The 21,270-nt window shown below is 59.3% G+C and carries 19 protein-coding genes and 1 rRNA gene; 2 read left to right on the forward strand and 18 right to left on the reverse strand.

What is annotated here, in order from left to right:
* Positions 1–24: 24 nt before the first annotated feature.
* From AAF659_RS14320 to fliT, 15 genes are all read right to left on the reverse strand, one after another.
* Positions 25–597, reverse strand: coding sequence for a flagellar basal body-associated FliL family protein (locus AAF659_RS14320; RefSeq protein WP_349752462.1), 573 nt, complete (start codon positions 595–597; stop codon positions 25–27).
* Positions 598–691: 94 nt separating this feature from the next.
* Positions 692–1,921, reverse strand: coding sequence for a flagellar hook-length control protein FliK (locus AAF659_RS14325; RefSeq protein WP_349752463.1), 1,230 nt, complete (start codon positions 1,919–1,921; stop codon positions 692–694).
* An 86-nt stretch (positions 1,922–2,007) separates the two neighbouring features.
* Entirely contained in the window at positions 2,008–2,355 is a 348-nt protein-coding gene (locus tag AAF659_RS14330) for an Hpt domain-containing protein (RefSeq protein ID WP_349752464.1), read from the reverse strand.
* 33 nt (positions 2,356–2,388) lie between these two features.
* A complete protein-coding gene (locus AAF659_RS14335; RefSeq protein ID WP_349752465.1) occupies positions 2,389–4,107 on the reverse strand; it encodes an ATP-binding SpoIIE family protein phosphatase in 1,719 nt (572 codons plus the stop codon).
* Entirely contained in the window at positions 4,097–4,405 is a 309-nt protein-coding gene (locus AAF659_RS14340) for an STAS domain-containing protein (RefSeq protein WP_349752466.1), read from the reverse strand. Before AAF659_RS14340 ends, AAF659_RS14335 begins: the two co-directional genes overlap by 11 nt.
* 79 nt (positions 4,406–4,484) lie before the next feature.
* A complete protein-coding gene (gene fliJ, locus AAF659_RS14345) occupies positions 4,485–4,940 on the reverse strand; it encodes a flagellar export protein FliJ (protein ID WP_349752467.1) in 456 nt (151 codons plus the stop codon).
* Between the two features lie 10 nt (positions 4,941–4,950).
* Positions 4,951–6,330 carry a flagellar protein export ATPase FliI gene (gene fliI / locus AAF659_RS14350; RefSeq protein ID WP_349752468.1) on the reverse strand — a complete coding sequence of 460 codons (1,380 nt, stop codon included), beginning with the start codon at positions 6,328–6,330 and terminating at the stop codon, positions 4,951–4,953.
* Positions 6,317–7,186, reverse strand: a complete 870-nt coding sequence (locus AAF659_RS14355; protein ID WP_349752469.1) for a flagellar assembly protein FliH — start codon at positions 7,184–7,186, stop codon at positions 6,317–6,319. Before AAF659_RS14355 ends, fliI begins: the two co-directional genes overlap by 14 nt.
* A complete protein-coding gene (gene fliG, locus AAF659_RS14360; protein WP_349752470.1) occupies positions 7,187–8,221 on the reverse strand; it encodes a flagellar motor switch protein FliG in 1,035 nt (344 codons plus the stop codon).
* The gene (fliF, locus tag AAF659_RS14365) at positions 8,214–9,938 is read right to left on the reverse strand and encodes a flagellar basal-body MS-ring/collar protein FliF (RefSeq protein WP_349752471.1); all 1,725 of its coding nucleotides are present in this window, start codon (positions 9,936–9,938) and stop codon (positions 8,214–8,216) included. The genes fliG and fliF overlap by 8 nt, the downstream gene beginning before the upstream one ends.
* 54 nt (positions 9,939–9,992) lie before the next feature.
* Positions 9,993–10,367, reverse strand: a complete 375-nt coding sequence (gene fliE, locus AAF659_RS14370; protein ID WP_349752472.1) for a flagellar hook-basal body complex protein FliE — start codon at positions 10,365–10,367, stop codon at positions 9,993–9,995.
* A gap of 219 nt (positions 10,368–10,586) precedes the next feature.
* Positions 10,587–12,044 (reverse strand): sigma-54-dependent transcriptional regulator, encoded by a 1,458-nt coding sequence (locus AAF659_RS14375; RefSeq protein ID WP_349752473.1) that lies wholly within the window; start codon positions 12,042–12,044, stop codon positions 10,587–10,589.
* Positions 12,045–12,071: 27 nt separating this feature from the next.
* Positions 12,072–13,313, reverse strand: a complete 1,242-nt coding sequence (locus tag AAF659_RS14380; protein ID WP_349752474.1) for a sensor histidine kinase — start codon at positions 13,311–13,313, stop codon at positions 12,072–12,074.
* A gap of 153 nt (positions 13,314–13,466) precedes the next feature.
* Entirely contained in the window at positions 13,467–14,900 is a 1,434-nt protein-coding gene (locus tag AAF659_RS14385; RefSeq protein ID WP_349752475.1) for a sigma-54 dependent transcriptional regulator, read from the reverse strand.
* Between the two features lie 139 nt (positions 14,901–15,039).
* Positions 15,040–15,327 carry a flagellar protein FliT gene (gene fliT, locus AAF659_RS14390; RefSeq protein WP_349752476.1) on the reverse strand — a complete coding sequence of 96 codons (288 nt, stop codon included), beginning with the start codon at positions 15,325–15,327 and terminating at the stop codon, positions 15,040–15,042.
* A 134-nt stretch (positions 15,328–15,461) separates the two neighbouring features.
* Here fliT and AAF659_RS14395 point away from each other — a divergent pair, with 134 nt between their 5' ends.
* Together AAF659_RS14395 and AAF659_RS14400 are read left to right on the forward strand one after the other, a co-directional pair.
* The gene (locus AAF659_RS14395) at positions 15,462–15,755 is read left to right on the forward strand and encodes a hypothetical protein (RefSeq protein WP_349752477.1); all 294 of its coding nucleotides are present in this window, start codon (positions 15,462–15,464) and stop codon (positions 15,753–15,755) included.
* Between the two features lie 15 nt (positions 15,756–15,770).
* Positions 15,771–18,632, forward strand: a complete 2,862-nt coding sequence (locus AAF659_RS14400; RefSeq protein WP_349752478.1) for an insulinase family protein — start codon at positions 15,771–15,773, stop codon at positions 18,630–18,632.
* Here the strand turns inward: AAF659_RS14400 and sbcB are convergent.
* The 3 genes from sbcB to rrf form a co-directional block, all read right to left on the reverse strand.
* Entirely contained in the window at positions 18,616–20,061 is a 1,446-nt protein-coding gene (sbcB, locus tag AAF659_RS14405; RefSeq protein WP_349752479.1) for an exodeoxyribonuclease I, read from the reverse strand. The genes AAF659_RS14400 and sbcB overlap by 17 nt on opposite strands.
* 71 nt (positions 20,062–20,132) lie before the next feature.
* Entirely contained in the window at positions 20,133–21,035 is a 903-nt protein-coding gene (locus tag AAF659_RS14410) for a DUF6160 family protein (RefSeq protein WP_349752480.1), read from the reverse strand.
* Positions 21,036–21,193: 158 nt separating this feature from the next.
* Positions 21,194–21,270, reverse strand: a 5S ribosomal RNA gene (gene rrf, locus AAF659_RS15165); the annotation flags it as partial.

The following is a 21,270-nucleotide window of genomic DNA, read 5'->3' on the forward strand; positions in this document are numbered from 1 at the left end:
CCAGCCCGGGTTTTTGCTCCCGAGTCACTGCATGACAAAGTTGGTGAACAGCACCCGCTCAATGGAGACCTTACTCTCGCTCCCACTCTCGCCATCGCCATCGCCATCAGCTTCGGCTTCGGCTTCGGCTTCGGCTTCGGCTTCAGTCTCAGCCGCAAGCACCTCGTTGACAGCATCGCGCATATCCTTAAGAACCACCTGTTTGCCTTCCCGGCTGCGCAACTGCTGGAACGACTGTTTCTGAAGCAGCGCCCTGAGCCGACTGCGCACTGTTGGGAGGTGTTGCTTAAGCACTGCGGAAACATCATGCTGGCGCATCACAAACGCTAGATTAGCTTGCAGGTAACGCTGTCGATCACCGCTGATCGACACCGTCAGTGGGTCATCCAGCTCAAAGTAACTGGCGGGCGTGTGCGTTTCCGCCTCTTTCTTGTCGCTGCTGGTGGCAGAACCATCCTCACCGTTGGATTGATTCAGAAACCAGAGGGTACCGACCACTGACAGGCCCACTGCCAGTATGAGCCCTACCGCCACAATGATGATGGTCTTAAGCTTGCCGCCTTTTCCGCTTTTTTCGCCGTTTTCGTCCTCGGCCATGCCTTATCCCGTCGTTCCGCTACAGCTGCCGGTTGGCAGCAATTCGTGTGCCATCAATATAGATGACCGGCATGGGTCAGGGCCAGCCCCCGGCTCACGCATAGGTATCGATGCCGTCGTCGAGGCTGATGGTGGTCTCACCAGTAGCCACGGAATCATTCTCGCCACTGACCGCGCGGGCATCTCCGTTCTCACCACCTTCGCTTTCCGCAGCGCTATCGTCCTCGCCATCAGGAGCCTCTCCGGAAACATCAAAACCGGCCAGACTGAGTCCCTCCTGTTCAAGCATGTCCCGCAGTCGGCTGCTGTTGAGTTCCAGCATCTCCCGGACCTGTGAGTTCTGAGCATTGACGGTTACCTGGGCCTGATCGTTCTGGACCTGCACCCGAACATCGATCGGCCCCATATCAGGGGGATTGAGCTGAATGTCCGCGGACTGGATGCTGCGCCCTGCCAGCCAGGCAATCTTGCCGGCAACCTGTTCGCTCCACTGTTTCTGTTGCTGGACCGGGGTTTCCACGGTGGTTGTGTACTGGCGGAGTGTGGCGTCACGGGCCGCTTCAGCACGCGTGAAGGTCTGTTGGGTCAATCCGGAAGCATCACTGTTGCGGCTGTTGGACTCCTGACCGCTGCTGTTCTCCACAGCCAAAAGCCGCAACCCCTCAAAACGCAGATCGGTGCTGCTGGCGTCGCTCTTCTGGGCATTCTGGCCATTCATAGCCATCCCGGAGAGCAGATTCTCCAGGAATTTACTGGTGCTGTTGCGGACGCTGCCATCATGCCCACCCACACCTCCATCCAGGCTTGTGAGCGCCGTCAGTGGCAAACCATTGCCTCCCCCGCTGCCCGCGCCAGGATTTTTGTCGTTACCCTGAAAGCCATTCAACCCGGCAAGTGCCGCCATCACGCCCTGCTGTTCGCCGTTGGTCAGGTTCTCCAACTGCTGCAGCCAATCAGCCTCGCCTTCAGATTCCGGATTGAGATCAAGCTCACCAGCGAAGAGAGCCTGTAGACTTTCCAGACCGCTTCCGTCCTGCCCTTGCAGCAGGCTCGACAGCTGTTCCAGCGGAATGCCCTGGCCTTCACGCCCCTCGAGCGCAAGCTGCAAGCCGCCATCGTCACCCCGCACGATGCGTCCCACAACGTTGCCTTCGCCATTGCGCAGCACATCTCCGGGTTTAAGTCCCTGGGTGCCGGCACTGCCCCCCATCACATCACGGTGCAGTTCACCGAAAGCGGACCCATCGGCCCCCTTACCATCACCTCCATTGCCGGAGCGACCGGAAACGGAAGCCAGATCGGAGCGAATATCGGGCATTTGCATGGCAGAAACTTGCCTCCTGAATGGATCAGTTCAAGACGTAACGCCATGGAAGCAATATGGGGGCCAGATTGAAAAAGCCAGCGCAGTCAGCTGCCCTGGAAAGATTCGAGCGCCGCCCGAACAGCGATGAGTTCCTCTTCGATGGCGCCGATACAGGCATCGATATCGGAGAGATCCCCGTCACGGCCACGCTGTTCGGCGGTACGGCAGCGCTCGGCAAGTTCCGGCGCGCCAATATTGATGCAACTGCCCTTGAGGCTGTGCGCCATCTTGCGCACGTTCTCGACATCCCCAGTAGCCGCACCCTGCCGCAGATGATGGATCCGGTCATCCGCATCCTGCAGGAAAGTGTTCACAAGGATCACGAAATCGCCCCCCATGACTCCCCGAAGCTCCGAAAGGGCGTCATGGTCAATATGCTGCTGTTCACTCATTGGGGGTACCACCAACTGCCCGGGCCACGGAATTTACCCGGAACGCCAAGTGTACTTTGCTTCTACACAATTGCCATTTTGATTCCAGCGTACGTCATGGCACAACGCTTGTACAAGCGCGATACCGCGACCGGAAAGCTGTTCATGATTCAGCGACGACGCCCCCTCCCGGAACTCGAACCCCGGCCCACTATCAGCAACCGTTACCAGAAGGGTTCCGCCGCCATCATCGCCGTGGGCCTGGTGTTCCAGGGTAATCGAAACCCAGCCACTATCAAGCTGCCCCAGAAGGCGCTCGCGCTCGCTGTAATAGCGCGAAAAGCCACTCGGGGAGTCTTTGAGTCCCGAAGGCAGACGCAGGACACCGTGCTCCAGAGCATTGCTGAACAATTCCGTTATGACGGTATAAACATCACCACTGAACAGGCGCAGGCCCGGTACGTCCATGCACACATGCAGCAACAGGGGCACCGGATTGAACTCCGCCAAGGAACGATCGCGGAGATCGTACTGAAGCCGCCACTGTTCAGGACCAGTACCGGTATCCGGCAGCACCTCGTGCTCCAGAGCGCCCAGAGCCGATTCCTGTACCATCGCCACATCGAGGATAGTGATATCATCCTCGCTCACCACCCCCTCACCAAACCAGTGTGCTGCATCGCGCAGACAGTCAAACCCCTCGTCCGGCGCCCGACGCTGGCCAATAGCGGCAACCGCACGCTCTTCGCCGAACATCTCACCTTCCCCGTTGGAACTTTCAATCACGCCGTCCGTGGCCAGCAGCATATGCTCCCCCAGCGCCAGCTTGTGGCGCTCACAGGCAGCAGAGAAGCGCTCTCCCGGCAGAATCCCCAGAGGCAGATGGCGTGACGGCAGCTCATCCTGAGTTCCGTCATGACGAAGTATCCACGCCGTGGGTAGGCCGCCGTTCCAGACTTCAGCATCACCAGAGCGCAGATTGAGATCGATCATGGCCGCACAACAGAAAAACCCTGTGGGCAGAATATTCTGGAGCTTGCGGTTCATTTCTCTGAGGATATCGCTGATCGCGAACCCCTTCGCCGTCATGCCATAGAAGATCTCCGACATGGGCAGGGCCCCAATGGCGGCCGGCAACCCGTGCCCGGTGAAATCGCCAACAAAAAGATGCATGCCGCCAGAAGGCTTGGGCGAGGCGAACAGCACATCGCCATTGAAAATGGACATCGGGGACGCCTCGAACCGGACATTGTCCGCCTCCAGGCAGCCACGCCCAGCGATATTGTCGAATACCCGACGGGCCAGAGCCTGCTCGCGCATCATCTGGCGATTGCGCTGATCGGTACGGTCACGCTCATCCTGAAGGCTCTGATGCAGATCGCGCATACGCTGGAAGGCGTGGATCTTGGCGCGGAGAATCACACGGTTATAGGGCTTGGTCAGGAAATCGTCGCCGCCGACCTCCAGACACGAGGCCAGCGACTCGGCGTCACTGAGCGAGGTCAGGAAAATGATGGGGACCAGATCCTCGCCAGCGGCCGCCTTGATGAGCCGCGCGGCCTCAAGCCCGTCCATGTTGGGCATGAGCACATCCAACAGCACCATTTGGGGTCGCTGCTGCTCAAAAGCCGCGACCGCCTGGACACCGTCCTCCGCCATGATCACCTCATGGCCGTGACGGGTCAGGATGGCCTTGAGGATCATACGGTCACTCTGATTGTCGTCCGCAATCAGTATCCTCAGCGGGATCGTGGCGCTGGAGTCAGTCGTCAATCTGGAAAAGCTGCTCGAAGTTGGAAACCGTCAGGATACGGCGCACATCCCCGTTGCAGTTGACGATGCGTACATCGGCTTTCTCTCCTCCGGCGTAATCCCGCAACAGCAGGAGCATGCCCAGCGCGGAACTGTCCAGGTAAGTCGTGTCCCGCATATCAATCACGTAACGGACAATCTCCTGCCCTTCGCCCTCATACGCATGGCGGAACGCTTGGTGTGAGCTGAAATCAAACCGCCCCTCAATCCGGATGGTCAGCTCGGAACCATCCCCTGAGCGCTCTGTGGTAATCGACATTGTTCCCCCTGTCGTGCACGACCACATCATCCATCAGAGCATAGATCACCATGGTCTGATGTCACGTGGCCGGTTGCCACTATCCCTGACGCTGACTCGAACGGGCAAAACGCTGGTTGGAAGCCTCGTCCAGCATCTTCTGCTCCTGACGCTCATCCTCACGAGCCTCACGCTGGCGGCAGGTTTCAATGTAGCGGGCCATACCCTCGCGCCGCTCACGCGCCTGCTGCCACTGCTGCCGGGCCTGCTCCATCGTCTCCCTGTGACGATCGACCTGCTGTTGCTGCTGACCGATGGCCGCCACCAGCTGGCTGATGAACTGCTGACCGGCCTGTAGCCTTGCCGCGGAGGTGGTTCCCGAGGCCTCATCGCGGATCTGCTGCTGGTACTCGCCATGATAGCGTTCCAGCTCTTCAAGCCGCTGTTGCTGCTCCGCCAGCGCCTGCTGGGTCGCCTGGAAGCGCTCCCTGGCCGCCTGTTCCTTACGGTCCTCAATCTCGAGAACCACCTGCAGTCGCTGCGAACGCCGCTTCATGAATCACCCATTACTGTGAGCCTGTTTGCGCATTGGCCTTATCCGTACTCTGCCCGGAGCCGGCCTCCTGGCCACCCACAATAGCCTCAAGCGCCGTTGCAGCTTCCTCACACCCCGCCCTTTCATTAAGCCCCTGCTGAAGAAACTGACGCATTTCCGGCATCTTGTCGATAGCCAGATCCGTTTCCGGATCCGTGCCCTTCTGGTAAGCACCAACACTGATGAGATCCCGCGACTGCTGATAGCGTGAATACAGTTGCTTGAACCGCTGCGCCTGGCGTATATGGGCCTCGGAGACCACATGCGGCATAACCCGGCTTACAGAGCTTTCCACATCAATGGCCGGGTAGTGACCTTCCTCGGCCAACTCACGTGAAAGAACCATGTGACCATCGAGTATGGCGCGGGCCGCATCCGCGATGGGGTCCTGCTGGTCATCGCCCTCGGTCAGCACTGTGTAGAAGGCGGTAATCGAACCACCGTCGCGTTCACCATTACCCGCCCGCTCCACCAGCTGCGGAATGCGCGCGAAAACCGACGGTGGATACCCTTTGGTGGCGGGCGGCTCACCCACAGCCAGAGCGATTTCACGCTGAGCCTGAGCATAGCGGGTGAGCGAGTCCATCAGAAGCAGCACCTTATGGCCTTGATCGCGGAAATGCTCAGCAATACGGGTCGTCAGCATGGCGGCGCGCAGACGCATCAGAGGAGAGTCGTCCGCCGGGGCGGCGACCACCACAGAGCGGGCAATACCTTCTTCCCCAAGAATTTCCTCAATGAATTCCTTAACCTCGCGGCCCCGCTCACCAATGAGCCCCACCACGATGATGTCGGCCTCGGTGAAACGAGTCATCATACCCAGCAGCACCGACTTACCCACGCCACTGCCGGCAAAAAGACCCAGGCGCTGACCCTCGCCCACGGTGAGCAGCCCGTTGATGGCGCGAATACCCACGTCCATACGTCGCCGTATGGGCGTGCGCTTGAGGGGGTTGATAATGGTACCGGTAAAGGGGACATAACGAGTGGTCTCCAGTGGCCCCCGGCCATCCAGAGGCTCACCGGCGCCGTCCACAACCCGGCCCAGAAGGCCCTCACCTACCGGCACCCGGCTGGCGCTCTCCATAGGCGTAACCAGAGCACCCGGGCGCAGGCCGCTGATGGCGGTCAGCGGCATCAGGTAGAGATGGTCATGCTCAAAGCCGACCACTTCGGCCTCCACCTCGGTGTCGTCCTCAGCCTGGATCAGACAGCGGTCGCCGACTTCCATGGGGCACCCCACACATTCCAGAGTCAGCCCCACCATGCGCGTAAGTCGGCCACTGAGCTCCGGGCCGCTGGCTTCAGGAAGCGCCTGCGCAAACCGCCCCAGCCGCTCAGAGAGCGCCATTGTCGTCACCGTTACCGGCTTCAGGCCCGTCGTCAGACTCCAGTACATCCCGGTGATAGTCGCTCATTTCACCCATCACCGCGCCCAGCTCACTGCGCTCGCCCTCGTCACTATCACTGAGCCGGGTTTCAAGCATTCGTTGCACCTGTTTCTGGAAACGTTTCTCCACCGTGTAATCCACGAGACTGCGGCTGCTTCCTACCGTGCAGCCCCCAGGGAGAATGTGCTCATCCGGTACCACCGTGGCATTGCCGGCCACACCCTCAACCGCCTGGCGCACCATTTCCGCATCATCCGGGTGCACCCGGATGCGCATGTCAGTGTCACTGTCCGGCAGGCTCTGGATAGCCTGTCGCACAATACTGGCGACCTGGGAACTGTCGAACTGGAGTTCCCGGTGGATCACGGAGCGGCTAAGGGCCATGACCAGATTCAGAAGCGCTGCTTCGGCCGCCTCTTCTTCCTGCCGGATGGGGCGAACCAGCGCGTCCATGATCTGCTGCAGCCGTTGTTCCTGTTGGCGCACCCGTTCGTGCCCCTCCTCATGGCCCTGCTGCTCCCCGGCCTCTCGCCCTGCGGCATGACCCTCGTCGTAGCCAACCCGGTAGCCTTCACGGGCACCCTGATCCATGCCTTCGGTTTTGCCGGATTCGAACCCGGCGTTGTAGCCCTCATCGCGCGCCTCATTGTGGATGGCTTCCAGCTGTTCCGCAGTCAGCGGCTGGACGTCTTTCTGCTCGACTTCTTCCACGCCCGCCCGCCGCTGCCCGTTTTCGTCGAGAAGCGGCATTTCCCAGCGCTCATAGGCCGTGAGATCGCCGGAAGGAATCCGGTCGCGATGCGAGTGGCGGGTCATCTAGAGCATTTCCTCGCCAGAACCGCCCAGCACGATGTCGCCACTTTCGGCCATGCGCCGGGCAATCGTGATGATTTCTTTCTGGGCCGATTCCACTTCGGAAACCTTAACCGGCCCCTTGGCCTCCAGGTCGTCTTTCAGCAGCTCACCGGCACGCTTGGACATATTCTTGAAGATCTTTTCCTTGACCTCCTCCTCTGCTCCCTTTAGAGCCACCACCAGCACGTCCGACGAAACCTCACGCAGCAACGCCTGGATGCCACGGTCGTCGACGTCCTTGAGGTTGTCGAAAACGAACATCAGATCCTCGATTTCGCTGCCAAGATCGGGATCCATGTCTTTGACCGAATCCATCAGCTGACCTTCCACGCTGCGGTCCATGTAGTTCATGATATCAGCTGCGCGCTGGATGCCGCCGATACGGCTGGCCTGGCCGCCGGTACCGCCGGAGAACTGTTTCTCAAGGATGTGATTGAGCTCCTGCAGTGCCTGCGGCTGGATCGACTCAAGCGAAGCCACCCGCATCATGACGTCAAGGCGCACCTTGTCATCCAGTGACCCCAGAATCTCGGCGGATTGATCCGGATCCAGATAGGAGATCACAATCGCCTGGATCTGAGGATGCTCATAGCGGATGATGTCCGCCACCGCTCGGGGCTCCATCCACTTAAGCGTGTCCAGCCCCGTGGTATTGCCCCCGATCAGAATCCGGTCAATCAGGCTTCCAGCTTTCTCTTCACCCAGCGCATTGGTAAGCACCGAACGAATATAATCATCAGCACCCACGCCAAGCCCGGTCTGGCCGCCCACGGCTTCAAAGAACTCCCCTACCACGTATTCAACATCGTTTTTGGGAACGTCCTGAAGCTGGGACATCGCCATCCCCACGCGCTGCACCTCTTTCGGGCCCATGTGCTTGAGGATCTGGGCGGCATCCTCCTCACCCAGGGTCATCAGCAGAATGGCTGCCTGCTCAATCCGCCCCAGCTTGCGCGAAGGCTCGGCGCGACTGCCTGCATTGTCTTCGTCACTCATCCGCGTTCACCCACTGACGGACCACCTGCGCCACCCTTGCGGGATCTTCCGCAATCAGGCCTTTAACGGCGTTCAGCTCCTTATCATAGCTTTCACCAGTATCCGGCAAAAGCCGATCATCGTCACTGCCCATGGCTGAGCGGATCGATTCACTGCCTTCAATATCGTCGAGACCACCAAGCCCTTCAAGGTCCGACTCACCACCACCGCCGCCACTACTTTCGCCACTTCCTCCAGCGGAGGCAAGCGTTCTGAGTGTGGGCCGAACCAGCAGAAGCGCCAGTGCGATAATCACGATACCGGCAATCACCGGGCGGATGCTGTCCTGGAACCAGGGCTGCTGGTAGAACGGAACCGGTTCAATCTCAGGCTCTTTCTGCTCCGCAAAGCCTGTGTTGACTACAGTTACGCTATCGCCCCGGGCCGCCGAGAAGCCTACAGCATCACGGATCAAACGGGTCAGGCGCTCAAGCTCCGCCTGGGGCCATTCGACACTGGTTGTCTCACCGGTGTCCGGGTTGGTGCGTTTAAGGTCATCCACAGCCACCGCCACGCTCAACCGGTTGACCGAGCCCGGCTCCTGGCGCGTGAAACTGAGCAACCGATCCACTTCATAGTTGCGGGTAGCAGAAGTACGGGAACTCCGAGATCCGCCCCCCTCTTCACCGCCACCATCACCGGCCTGTTCCGGGGCCTCAGCTTCGCCCGGCGGCTGATTGGATAACGCGCCCGGAATGCCACCCGCACCGCCCTGACTGTTAACTTCCTCCACCGTCTTTTCGCTGCGCAAGGCCTGCTGCTCGGGATTGAAGATCTCCTCGGCCTGCTGGACAGCCTTGAAATCCATATCCACCGAGACTTCCGCGTTGAAACGCTCACGTCCCATGATGGGCGCCAGGATGCCGGCAACACGGTCCTTGAGCCGATCCTCCACACGTTGCTGCATCTGGAACTTCTGCGCCATTCGCTGGGCGTCTTCGTTGTTCACATTGGCGGAAAGGTGGTTACCCTGCTGATCCACAACCGTGACATCGTCCCGGCTCATCTGGGGCACGCTGCCGGCCACCAGATTGATCACGGAGCGCACTTGCCCCTCTCCCATACGACGTCCGGAGCCCAGGTCCACCATCACGGATGCGGACGGATTGCGGTTGTCACTGACAAAGACCGAATCTTCGGGAATGGCCAGGTGCACACGCGAATTGCGCACCGAGCCCATGGCCTGGACCGTCTTTGCCAGCTCGCCTTCCAGGCTGCGATGGAACCGAGCCTTCTCCATGAACTGGGAGGTACCCAGACCCTGATCCTGCATGATGATATCGAACCCCATGCCCTGATCCTGAGTTACGCCTTCCCGGGCCAGGGCAAGACGCGCGTCATGGATGTCGTCGGAGGCTACCAGAAGGGCTCCGCTACGGTGCTCAATGCGGTAATCAACACCGGTGCTGTCCAGCACACGGGTCAATTCGGCGGGATCATACTCACTCATGTCCCCGACCAACGCTTTGTAATCCGAGCCCTGGGCCCAGAGCACCAACGCCACGGCGAGTGCCACACTGGCGGCCAGCCCGACGATCAGCCCCACCTGGCGCAGCAGCGTCACGCTATTGGCACCCAGCCGGAAGGTGGTATAGCCGCCCGTGCCGCTCTCGTTACCCTGCTCACCACCGCTAGCCGGCGGGTTGGTCTGTTGCGTTTCAGCCGGTACGTTCGCCATTGTGCGCTCCTGTCACCACACGCCGCCAGCAGGCGGAGCCCCCGTTAAACCGAATCAGATCGGCATGTTCATGATCTTCTCGTAGGCCTTGACCACACGATTGCGTACCTGGGTGGTGGCCTCAAAGGCCACTGAGGCCTTTTCGCTTTCCACCATTACGCGGGTGATGTCAACCTCCGGGTCACCCTGGGTGTAACGGGTCTTGAGATCCGATGATGTCTGCTGGAGCTCGTTAACCTGATTAACCGCCCCCTGCAGCGTGTCCATGAAACTGGGGCCCTCACCCTCCTGGACTTCACCCGGCTTCTGACCCGGCTGCATCTGCTCCGGACGCAGTTGATCGGGCTGCACCTGCTGGCGCTCCTGCATCTGTTCACGCAGCGCGCGAATATCAGTCAACACGGAGTTTACATCAGCTCGTTCCACCATTGTCTTCCTCCCGGTGCTCTGGCGTCCGCCATGGGCAGCTTCATCTGGGGAACCGGGAAGCAAACTCCAGGCCAGGAATAATTTTTCTAATAATTACAAACAACTGCGTGCCTATCAGGAAAGGATTTGATGACAGGGGGCAGAATTAACGGGTGGGTCGACGTGATTTTGACACAAAAAACCCGGGCCAGATGCCCGGGCAGGCACGAGGACAGGGCGTCAGACGGACGCCAGCTCTTGTTCAGGATTAATGCCGTAGTCACGCATCTGCGCAAGCTTATACCGCAGCGTTCGGGGGCTGATGCCGAGGCGTTCCGCGGCCTGTTTGCGCCGTCCACGCTCATCACGCAGCGTCTGCAGTATGATCCGGAACTCACGCTGGCGCAGGTCATCTCCCAGAGACGCGTCCTGGGCATCATCCTCTTGCGCTGAATCCTCTTCCGGTGCGCCCTCATCCGCGCGCGCCACCGCTTCGATGCCGCTATCATTCGACTGCTCTGGCCCGGGCTCCTGCCGGGGTGCACGTGGCGGCGGTGCAGCACCGGTCATGCTCTGGTCCAGGCTAAGATCCCGGTCGGTAATAACCTGTCCCTGCTGCAGGATCAGGGCCCGCTGGATGGCGTTATCAAGCTCCCGCACATTGCCCGGCCAGTCGTACTCGTAAATAACCCCGCGAGCGCTGGGATCCAGCGTCACCCCGGTCATGTGCATCTGGCGGGCGTGCTTTTCGAGCAAGTGTTCAGCCAGCGGCAGGATGTCGTCGCGGCGCTCGCGCAGCGGCAGCCACTGCAACGGGAACACACCCAACCGGTAGTACAGATCTTCACGGAAGCGGCCCGCAGCAACGTTCTGCTGGAGATCCCGGTTGGTGGTGGCGATCACCCGCACGTCCAGCTGGATGCTGCGGCGCCCCCCAACCCGCTCCACTTCGCGCTCCTGCAACACCCGCAGGAGCTTGGCCTGAAGACCAATCTCCATCTCCGAGATCTCATCCAGAAGCAGTGTGCCACCATTAGCCTGCTCGAACTTACCCGGCGAGGCCTGATGGGCGCCGGTGAAGGCGCCTTTTTCATGACCGAACAGAATCGCCTCCAGCATGTTCTCCGGAATCGCGGCGCAGTTGATGGCCACAAAGGGTTGGGAAGCGCGATTCGACTCGTCGTGGATATAGCGGGCAAGCACCTCCTTGCCTGTGCCGCTTTCGCCACAGATAAGCACAGTGGAATCCGTGGCGGCAACCTTACGGGCAAGCTGGAACATCCGCCTGCTGGCGGCGTCCTCGGCAATCGCCCGCTTGGCACTACCGGAGGCGGGGCCACCGAGCACCCGCGCCACAATATCCGTAAGCACCTGTGGCTCAAAGGGCTTGGCAAGATAGTCCACCGCGCCGGCCTGCATGGCGGAAACCGCCTGCTCAATCCGGCCATACGCGGTCATCAGCAGCACCGGTACACCGGGATGCTGACGCTGGATCTCCGCCAGAAGGCTGATACCGTCCATGCCGGGCATCTGCACGTCACTGATCACCAGATCCACAGGGCCAGCCGCCAGTGTCTCCAGTGCCTGCTCACCACTGGCCGCCTCACTGACGCGATAGCGCTTCACTTCCAGGGTGGTAACCAGTGCCTCCTGCAGCTCCCCGTCGTCCTCAACAATCAGTATCTTCTGTTTTGCCATGACTATCTCTCCGATAAAAGCTCGGGATCACCCATTATTCGGCGTGGTAAGAGGCAACGTGATGATTGCGCTCGTGCCGCTGTGCCCGTCCGATGCCAGCTCAAAGCGCCCCTTGTGCGCCTGTACCACTGCATTGACCACAGCCAGGCCCAGACCCGTGCCATGGGACTTGGTCGTCACAAACGCCTCTGTGACACGCTCAGGCTCATCCGGCGAAAGGCCCGGTCCGTTGTCCTGCAGGCAGAAACGGACTTCGCCGTCCGCCTGTGAGACACTCAGCGACAGCGCATCCGCACCTGCTTCCAGGCTGTTGTTGATCAGGTTAAGGCAGGCGCCAACCAGGGCTTCGCGATTGCAGGCGATCGCTCCCTGGGGCACATGATCCGGTGCCGCAAGTGTTGCCCTGCGGGTCTGGAGCGCGGTCTCCGAATTCTGCACAACCGCTTGCACCCATTCGCCAACGCCCAGCTGCTCTGCCAGCCGGATATCCCCCCGGGCGAAAATGAGCATGTCCCGTACCTGCTGCTCCAGATGCTGTAGACGCGCCATCAGCTTGCCGGCGCAGCGCTCATGCATTTCCGCGTCCAGATCTTCTTCGTACAGGTGACCGGCATAGAGCATAGCCGCCGAAAGCGGCGTCCGGATCTGGTGGGCCAGCGACGCCACCATGCGACCCATGGAGGACAGGCGCTCGGAACGCGCCAGGCGGGACTGCAGTTCGCGGGTTTCGGTCAGATCGGTAAGCAGAATCAGCTGGCCAGGTTCGTTATCCATTGAGCGGATGTCGATATTCACCCTGCGTCCGTCATTGAGAGAGACCTCATGACCATCATCGCGTCGGGGAGCGAAAGCCCTCTGGATCACGTCGACCCAGCGCTGGCCTTCCAGCGGCTCACCCAGCAGTTCCACCGCAGCCGGGTTGCACTGGCTGATCACCCCCTGGCTGTCGAGCACCACAACCCCGGCAGGCAGCACGTCCAGAAGGGTTGAAAGTCGGTTGGCAACCTTTTCGCGCTCTTCCAACTCATCACGGCGTCGCCGCTCCTCGCTGCTGAGCTGCCCCGCAAGCTCATTCACGCGTTCTTCCAGCGTCCGGTAGGAATCGGTGATCTGGCGCGACATCTGGTTGAACCGTTCCAGCGCCTCATCCACAGGCCCGGTATCCGGCTCGTGATGAGCGCCGAAAAGGGAGGTCACCTTGTCGTTCGCATCCGCGGCCGCGTTATGCGGGGCTTCGGATTCATTACGCTCGGATGTCTGCTGGCTCATGGACTTCTCCCGTACCGATGCCACGCTCCATGCGCAGCTTTTCGTTCAGTTCAGGGAGACAGGAGCAGATTCCGTGCCACCTATATTTTTCTCTTCAAATTCCTATAGATGGCGGATAAAGGCATGCAAGCAAGCCAATTTTTTGTCGCGGCTTCAGGACTCGGATGCTTCCCTGAGGCCATATTTGCGCACTTTTTCCACCAACGTAGTGCGGCGGATCCGGAGCTTCTCGGCCGCCCGGGCCACGACGCCATCCGCTTCGTTGAGGGCTTGCTCAATCAGAGTCTTTTCCAGATTCGATAGATAATCCTTGAGATCCAGACCATTCACCGGAAGCAGCGCCGGTGAGTCCAGGTTGTTGAGCCCCTCAATATCGGCAGGCATCCCCGAATCCTCGGTTTCGTGGGACTCATCCAGATCGTCCACATAGCGGAATTTACGCGGCAGCTCCGGGACGCCCACCACCCCGTAGGGGTGCATGATGGCCAGGCGCTCGACCAGATTCGCCAGTTCCCTCACATTCCCCGGCCAGTCATGGCGGCAGAGGCTCATAATGGCGGCGGAGTTCAGGCGGATCGAGCCACGCTTTTCTTTTTCCATCCGGGAAATGAGCTCATTAATCAGCAGTGGTATGTCCTCCACACGCTCACGCAGGGAGGGCATCTCCAGCGGGAAGACATTGAGGCGATAGTAGAGATCTTCACGGAATTCACCGTTTTCGATCATGGTTTCAAGATTCTTGTGAGTTGCAGCGATCACCCTCACGTCGGTTTTCATGGTGCGATTGCCACCAACCCGTTCGTAGGTGCGTTCCTGTAAGACTCGCAGGATCTTGACCTGCATGCTCAGCGGCATATCACCAATCTCGTCAAGAAACAGGGTGCCACCCTCGGCGAGTTCAAACCGTCCGGCACGCGAGCTGATGGCGCCGGTGAACGCGCCCTTCTCATGACCGAAGAGTTCACTTTCAAGCAGCTCACCGGGAATCGCACCGCAATTGACCGGCACAAAGGGCTTATCCCGGCGGGGAGAATGGTAGTGGAGATTACGGGCCACCACTTCCTTGCCCGTCCCAGACTCGCCCGTGATCAACACACTTACTTCTTTATCGGCGACCTGGGCCATGAGCTGGCGTACGTGCTGGACTCGGCGGCTTGTCCCCACCAGGCTACGGAAAAGCTGCACCTCCCGCTGCTGGGCCCGCTGGCCACTGCGCGCATACTGTTCCCGATACACCTGGGCCCGATAGATCGAGTCTACAAATTTTGTGTAGTTCGGGGGCCAGGCAATACGCGCGATGATACGGGATTCCGCCTCCTCGCTCAGGCCTTCAAGACAATGCTCGCCAATCTGCAGAAAAGGCACACCGGCCTGGCGCTGGGCTATCCCATTGAGGTGTTCCACGGCCGCGCTGCTTTCGCCATCAACGACTACCGCACCAACATCATCGGTCTGTTCCAGGGGCGCGATCCAGTACTCGGGATCAGCGGCATACACCACCTCCCCGATGAACTCCAGGATCAGGCAGAGATCGTGTCGACGCTGTTCGTCGTCCACAACGAGAAAAACAACGGCAGTCTCGGGCATCGAACCAGCAGCCTTGGGGTCAGGACGTTTATAATGGTTCCGTGAATCCATCGTCACGGGATTGTCACGTATTTAAGACTCTGAGGGCGCCGGAGTCAATTTTATGACGCAGCTTTTCTCGGTGGCGTCATTCTACGGGCTACTGATTGTCGAGATACGCCTTCGCCGCTTTCTGGGTTCGGTTGGTTGAACGTAACGCCTGAGCCGCCTCATCACGCTCCTCCTCTGAGCCCTCGCGGGCCTGGTCATAGAGCGTCTGAAGGCGCTCCACCGCCGACCTTACCCGTTCCTCGCCCAGCTGATCAGCATCCGCCACAGCCTCATCGACACTGCGACGGACCTCATCATCAAGTGCTGCCAGTGACGCCCAATCCTTATGCGCAACCAGTGACTCCACCCGGCTGAGCATATCCTCAAGTGCTACCATCCCGATATTCCTCTCGATAGCGTGACAGAATCGGCTGCCAGAATAGCCGGTTTCCTTTGAAAATGGTCCGGAATGCCATTAATCTCGATTCCGTTATCCCAATATCCCCAATGAGCGCACGATCCGACAAGACCATGCAAGATCAGCAGAATGACGCGTACATTGCCATTGCCAGAGCCTGCCTCAAAGCCATCAATCGGGCTGCCGATGATGGGCGTGAGCGTGCCGAACAGATCCAGATGGTCTATCAGGCCATCGATGAAGCCTTCCAGGAACAGCTCGAGCCCTATCAGCAGCAGCTGCGCGACTACCGCTCAATCCTGGAAAGGATCGCCAACGGCAGCCTGAACGTCCAGCAGATGAGAGAACTGGCGGAGGCTGCAGTTGCCGACAGCACCGAACGCGACCAGGATGAACCCCTGCACTGACCCGGAGCCCGGCCCATGACCACGCATTGCAACGCGCGACCAGCCATCCAGCTGGCACGATTCGCCCTGGGTGCCACCCTTGGCCTGATCACACTTGCGACAACGGCTGACGTCTCACAACGACTTGCACCCCAGACCGGGCCGGATGCCACTGCCGACTACCGTTATCTGACACTGGACAACGGGCTGGGCGCGCTGTTGGTATCAGACCCGCGTGCCGACAAGGCCGCTGCCGCGCTGGATGTTCACGTCGGCGCCGGGGCTGACCCGGAGAAACGACCTGGGCTGGCGCATTTCACAGAGCACATGCTTTTCCTGGGGACCGAGACCTACCCGGATCCGGGCGAATACAAGTCGTTCATCAACAGCCATGGCGGCTCGCACAACGCCTACACCAGTGCCCTCGACACTAATTATTTCTTCAATGTTGAGCCGGACTTCCTGGAACCGGCACTCGATCGTTTCTCCGAGCAGTTCCAGGTGCCGACCTTTGCATCGAAACTGATTGAACGCGAACGCAATGCCGTCAACTCCGAGTTTTCCGCACACCGGCGCAGCGACGGGCGCCGCTTCTGGTCCGCCCTCAAGCAGACTTTCCCCCAGGGTCACCCACTGGCCCGATTCACGGTGGGCAACCTGGAGACCCTGTCCAATGAGAAGGGCCAGCTGCGCGATGAAACCGTGGCCTTTTACGAACAGAACTATTCAGCCGACCTTATGGAGCTGGTGGTCATTGGTCCGCAATCGCTGGATCAACTTGAATCCCTGGTGGAACCCCGGTTCTCGCCGGTCGCCAACCGGGGTCACGACGCCCCCCGCTACACCCAGCCATTTCTGGATAGCGAGCAGCTACCAGAGCTTCTGCAGGTTGAAGCGATCCGCGACAAACGGCGACTTCAGCTGACATTCCCAATCCCCTCAACCGAGGATGACTACCGCAACAAACCGCTTTCCTACTTGTCTCATCTTATCGGCCATGAAGGCCGTGGCAGCCTCCACGCCGTGCTGAAAGACGCCGGTCTTGTTGATCAACTATCGGCGGGCCAGAGCATGGACACCGGCGACCAGGCCATGATGAACATCAGCATGTCACTCACGCCAGAGGGCCATGAACGCTGGCGCCAAGCGGTGCGCCTGACTTTTGACTATCTGGAGCTCATCCGGGAGAACGGCATCCGCCAGGTGTATTTCGAGGAACAGCAGAAGCTCAACGATATTGAATTGCGCTTTCGGGAACGCGGCAAACCCATTCACGAAGCCAGCACCCTCGCCAGCCGTCTGCACCGGGTGGCACCTGACGACGCAGTGATCGCTCCCTGGCTCTACGAGACCTATGAACCCTCTGTCTACCGTGAACTGCTGACCCACCTCCAGCCTGACAACGTGCTGGTATCCGTTCAGGCGCCCAACGAAGCCGATGACAGCTGGTCGACCACCCCCTACTACGATACTCCTTACCGGCTGAGCGACCTTGATCCGGCCCAGCTCGTGAGTGGAAGCGAACAGAGCGGCAAACTTGAACTGCCTGACCCTAACCCGTTCATTCCAGAGAATCTGTCACTGGTAGAAGGGGATGATATGCCCCAACCCAAAGCCATGGGCAAGCAACCATTGGAGCTCTGGTTTGCGCGTGACACTCGTTTTGAAGCGCCCCGAGCGAACGTTTACCTCTCACTGCGCTCACCCGCAGCGGGCGGATCCGCCCGTAAGGCAGTACTGACGCGTCTGCTGGCGGAAACCGTTCGGGATGAGCTCAATGCTCTCGCCTACCCAGCTAAGGTCGCAGGGCTGGATTACCGTATCTACAGCCATATTCGGGGCATTACAGTCCGACTCAGCGGCTACAGCGACAAGCTGCCTCGGCTCATGGACGATGTACTGGAACAACTGCGCCATCCCGACCTTAACGAAGAGCGGATCCGTACCCGGCTCCAGCAGATCCGCGACGATCTCGCCAATGCGGCAGAGCGACGCCCCTATGAAATCGCCTCCAGCCGTGTCCATGAAAAGCTGCTGGAAAATGTATTCCCCCATACAGCGCGGCTGGAAGCAGCAAAGGATCTGACCCCGAAAGCTCTCAAGAAACACACCGCGCACTTCTATCAGGCGCTGGATCCCGTCATGCTCGTACACGGCAATATGACGCGCGCAGCAGCGCTCAATACACGCTCGCGGGTCTCAAGCCTTATCATGAATGGTGTGGAATCCACAGACGTTCCCCGTGCGCGGGTGCATCGGCTGGCCAGAGAGGAACAGACGCTGGATGTGAGCGTGCGCCATTCGGACCAGGGCTACCTGCGTTATATACAGGGTGATGATTCCGATTATGCCACCCAAGCGCACTTCCGGCTTCTCGCCCAGCTGCTGTCTGCGCCCTTCTACGAGAGGCTGCGAACCAACCAGCAGATGGGCTACATCGTTCAGGGAACCTACTACCCAATGCTTGAAGCCCCCGGGATCGGTTTTATCGTCCAGTCTCCGGAAAACAGCTTTGAAAGCATCAACGACAGTGTAACCACTTTCCTGGCAAAGCAGGAGAAACGCCTTGCCGGTCTTAAGTCGGATACGCTGGAACGCGAAAAGCAGGCCGTTGTCAGCCGCTTGGAGCAGGACGACACTCAACTGAGCGAAGTAGCTGACCGCTATTGGCAGGAAATCGATCGTGGCAACCACGACTTTAACCACCGTAAACAGCTCGTCAGTGCCGTTAAGGCGATTGACCATGAAGCGCTGATGGCAACGTTCCGGGAAGCTCTTTTACAGAATCCCAGGGCCCTGGTCATCAATGCCCGGCGGGATGTTCCGAAGGACGCTGAATCACTCCAGAGCCTGCAATACGACGGCTGGTTCCGGCGTACGCTTACAGAGACGGAATAAGCGACTCGCCATAGAACTGGAGATCCTGCAGCAGTAGCTGATCACGCCGGCTCAGCGAAGAGTCGGCCATGCGCTGCTGCAGGTCTTCAAAAAACCCTGGCAGACTGCGCCAACCCGACCCGGGATCCATCAGCCGCTGCTGGCGGAACTGCTCCCAGCGTTCCTGTTCATCGGCACTGAGACTCTGCGGGTAGTTACGTGCCCGGTACCGGAAGAACAGTTCCGGCAGACGTGAGTCTTCAAAAGTCGGTTCCAGCTCGCCCATGAGACCCGGCGGTGTTTCCAGGATCTCCTGCAGCTCGCGCCGATCCGCATCCTTGATGAAGCCACCTGAATACAACGCTTCGTCCGGATCACGCTTTTCCTCGTGCGGCTTTTCTCCATAGACCTTCTGGAGCCGATCCGCCAACCCCTCCATTTGCTTCAATGCATTCAGATTCGCCCGGAGCCGATCCCGGTCGAGCCCGAAATGCTGCAGACGTTGCTCAGACAGATCCTTGAGCAGAGCAGCCGGTGCCACAACCGGACAGGTGTTCGCGCGGATTTCCTTGAGGGCCGGCCTTGGCCCGTCGCTCTCGCTGCGCTCATCCGCAGGTTTGAACAGTTGTTCGCGTATACCCTCCGGTGACAGCCCTTCAAGCTGACGCGGGTCCTGTCTAAGATCAAACACGATCACTGAATTACGATTGATGGGATGAGCCGCCACAGGTGCGACCAGCGCACAGCACCCCTGCTCTGAGGGGTACATGGACGATACATGGAGCACAGGCTTACACCGCTCAGTATCCAGCATGCCCAGAACCGAGCGCTTGCTCCGGTGGTTGAGCACATAGTCAAAGAGCTTGGGCTGGCGGTTCCGGATAAGCCGTGCAACCTCAATCGTGGCATACACATCCGCCATGGCATCGTGTGCTTCACCATGGTTAATACCGTTGGCGGCGGTCAGATCCTCAAGGCGGAAAGACGGCCTGCCATCCTCATGCCTGGGCCATTCAATACCTTCAGGCCGGACAGCATGAGCCAAGCGGACCATATCAATGATATCCCAACGAGAGTTACCGTTGTGCCACTCACGCGCATACGGATCCCGTAGATTCCGGTAAAGAGTGTGTCGGGTCACTTCATCATCAAAGCGCAGGCTGTTATAGCCCACAGCACAGGTGCCTGGTTCCATGAACAGATCATTGATCCGTTGGATGAACTCCGCTTCAGGCAATCCCTCGTTGAGGCAGTCCTGGGGGGTGATGCCCGTTACCAGGGTTGCGACCGGATCAGGTACAAAATCCTCGGCAGGCCGGGCATAGAGCGTTACAGGATCTTCAATGATATTAAGCTCTGGATCCGTCCGGACCCCCGCAAACTGCGCGGGTCGATCATGTATCGGGTCAGCACCGAAGGTTTCATAGTCATGCCAGAAAAAGGACTGCAAACCGGTATCTCCTGCTCAGCGCGGCAGCAACACAGGATAACACCAGAACACGATACGGCAGAACGGCAAGCTCAGAAGAGCCCTTCACCACGATCAATATATTCAGTGCGGGAGCGGGGCGACACCACATCTTTTTCGAGCTCCTGGAGCTCAACCCGCATGGCTGTGGGAATATTCAGAAAGACGCCGGCATCGGTTTGCACCGAGCCCTGACCCTCGGGCGAATTCCATTCCACCGCTTCATTCTGAAAGGAAATGAAGAAGTTGTTGGTGAAACCGGCTCCCCCGTCAGACTTACGTTCACCAACTTCAAGTGTTTCAAACGCACTCAAGGGGGCACAGCCTGAACCGCCGGGACTGCAATCCGCGGAATCCGCCAACCCATAATGAGTGGCGCGCTGATTGTTCGCCGTGCCATCGTCCTGAAGCAGCTGGCCCTGTTTTGTTGTTCCACCATCAACAATATCGATGCCAAGACGTCCTGTCAGCGAGCTGATGTCTCCGGAAAGTGTGCCCCTTGATTCCGTAAAGCCAACACGGAACCCGACCACATCACCGTTCTGGTCATCCGCCAGCTCCAGATAGGGGTCCCGGCCAATGAAAGGGACAATGTCGCCTGCGCTGTAATTATTACCGTCAAACTGATCGCCGGCCTGACGAGCAATATGGCCGAAGGACAGATGATCCACCGCAACATCCGCCCCATTGGCAGTCTCGCCCACCGCCAACTCCTCCATATTCATCTGGAAATCCGCTTCCGCGCCAACGGTATAGCGGGTGAAATCCTTGCCGCCGGATTCGGTGACGTCCAGTGCCAGCATTGACTGACCCGTTACATCCCCCATTTCCTGATCGCTCATGGGCTTCATCTCAGCATTAACTGCCGGGACGCATGCAATCAGGAATAGACCAATGACGCTTCCCGTGATCCGCATTGGAGGTCTCGCAGCTGAAGGGTGAATAGCCGTTGTCATACCGATAATCTAGACCCTGAATACAGGCTGTACTGTGACCCTGATCATGCGGCAGAACCGCTGAGGTGACCATTCATTAATCCGTGAAGATCATCACGGTTTATAATCACACACAAAAAAGCCCCGCGCGGAGTTGCCGGCGGGGCTTGGGTGTAGGGGCCTGACGATGACCTACTCTCGCATGGGATCTCCCACACTACCATCGGCGCTGAGTCGTTTCACTTCTGAGTTCGGC

The sequence above is a fragment of the Salicola sp. Rm-C-2C1-2 genome, assembly GCF_040196175.1.
In the GTDB taxonomy this organism is placed as follows: Bacteria; Pseudomonadota; Gammaproteobacteria; order Pseudomonadales; family Oleiphilaceae; genus Halospina.

What these genes read in the sequence shown, in the direction of transcription:
- AAF659_RS14320 (WP_349752462.1), bottom strand. Translation starts at nt 597, where the DNA reads ATGGCCGAGGACGAAAACGGCGAAAAAAGCGGAAAAGGCGGCAAGCTT.
- AAF659_RS14325 (WP_349752463.1), bottom strand. Translation starts at nt 1,921, where the DNA reads ATGCAAATGCCCGATATTCGCTCCGATCTGGCTTCCGTTTCCGGTCGC.
- AAF659_RS14330 (WP_349752464.1), bottom strand. Translation starts at nt 2,355, where the DNA reads ATGAGTGAACAGCAGCATATTGACCATGACGCCCTTTCGGAGCTTCGG.
- AAF659_RS14340 (WP_349752466.1), bottom strand. Translation starts at nt 4,405, where the DNA reads ATGTCGATTACCACAGAGCGCTCAGGGGATGGTTCCGAGCTGACCATC.
- fliJ (WP_349752467.1), bottom strand. Translation starts at nt 4,940, where the DNA reads ATGAAGCGGCGTTCGCAGCGACTGCAGGTGGTTCTCGAGATTGAGGAC.
- fliI (WP_349752468.1), bottom strand. Translation starts at nt 6,330, where the DNA reads ATGGCGCTCTCTGAGCGGCTGGGGCGGTTTGCGCAGGCGCTTCCTGAA.
- AAF659_RS14355 (WP_349752469.1), bottom strand. Translation starts at nt 7,186, where the DNA reads ATGACCCGCCACTCGCATCGCGACCGGATTCCTTCCGGCGATCTCACG.
- fliG (WP_349752470.1), bottom strand. Translation starts at nt 8,221, where the DNA reads ATGAGTGACGAAGACAATGCAGGCAGTCGCGCCGAGCCTTCGCGCAAG.
- fliF (WP_349752471.1), bottom strand. Translation starts at nt 9,938, where the DNA reads ATGGCGAACGTACCGGCTGAAACGCAACAGACCAACCCGCCGGCTAGC.
- fliE (WP_349752472.1), bottom strand. Translation starts at nt 10,367, where the DNA reads ATGGTGGAACGAGCTGATGTAAACTCCGTGTTGACTGATATTCGCGCG.
- AAF659_RS14375 (WP_349752473.1), bottom strand. Translation starts at nt 12,044, where the DNA reads ATGGCAAAACAGAAGATACTGATTGTTGAGGACGACGGGGAGCTGCAG.
- AAF659_RS14380 (WP_349752474.1), bottom strand. Translation starts at nt 13,313, where the DNA reads ATGAGCCAGCAGACATCCGAGCGTAATGAATCCGAAGCCCCGCATAAC.
- AAF659_RS14385 (WP_349752475.1), bottom strand. Translation starts at nt 14,900, where the DNA reads ATGCCCGAGACTGCCGTTGTTTTTCTCGTTGTGGACGACGAACAGCGT.
- fliT (WP_349752476.1), bottom strand. Translation starts at nt 15,327, where the DNA reads ATGGTAGCACTTGAGGATATGCTCAGCCGGGTGGAGTCACTGGTTGCG.
- AAF659_RS14395 (WP_349752477.1), top strand. Translation starts at nt 15,462, where the DNA reads ATGCAAGATCAGCAGAATGACGCGTACATTGCCATTGCCAGAGCCTGC.
- AAF659_RS14400 (WP_349752478.1), top strand. Translation starts at nt 15,771, where the DNA reads ATGACCACGCATTGCAACGCGCGACCAGCCATCCAGCTGGCACGATTC.
- AAF659_RS14410 (WP_349752480.1), bottom strand. Translation starts at nt 21,035, where the DNA reads ATGACAACGGCTATTCACCCTTCAGCTGCGAGACCTCCAATGCGGATC.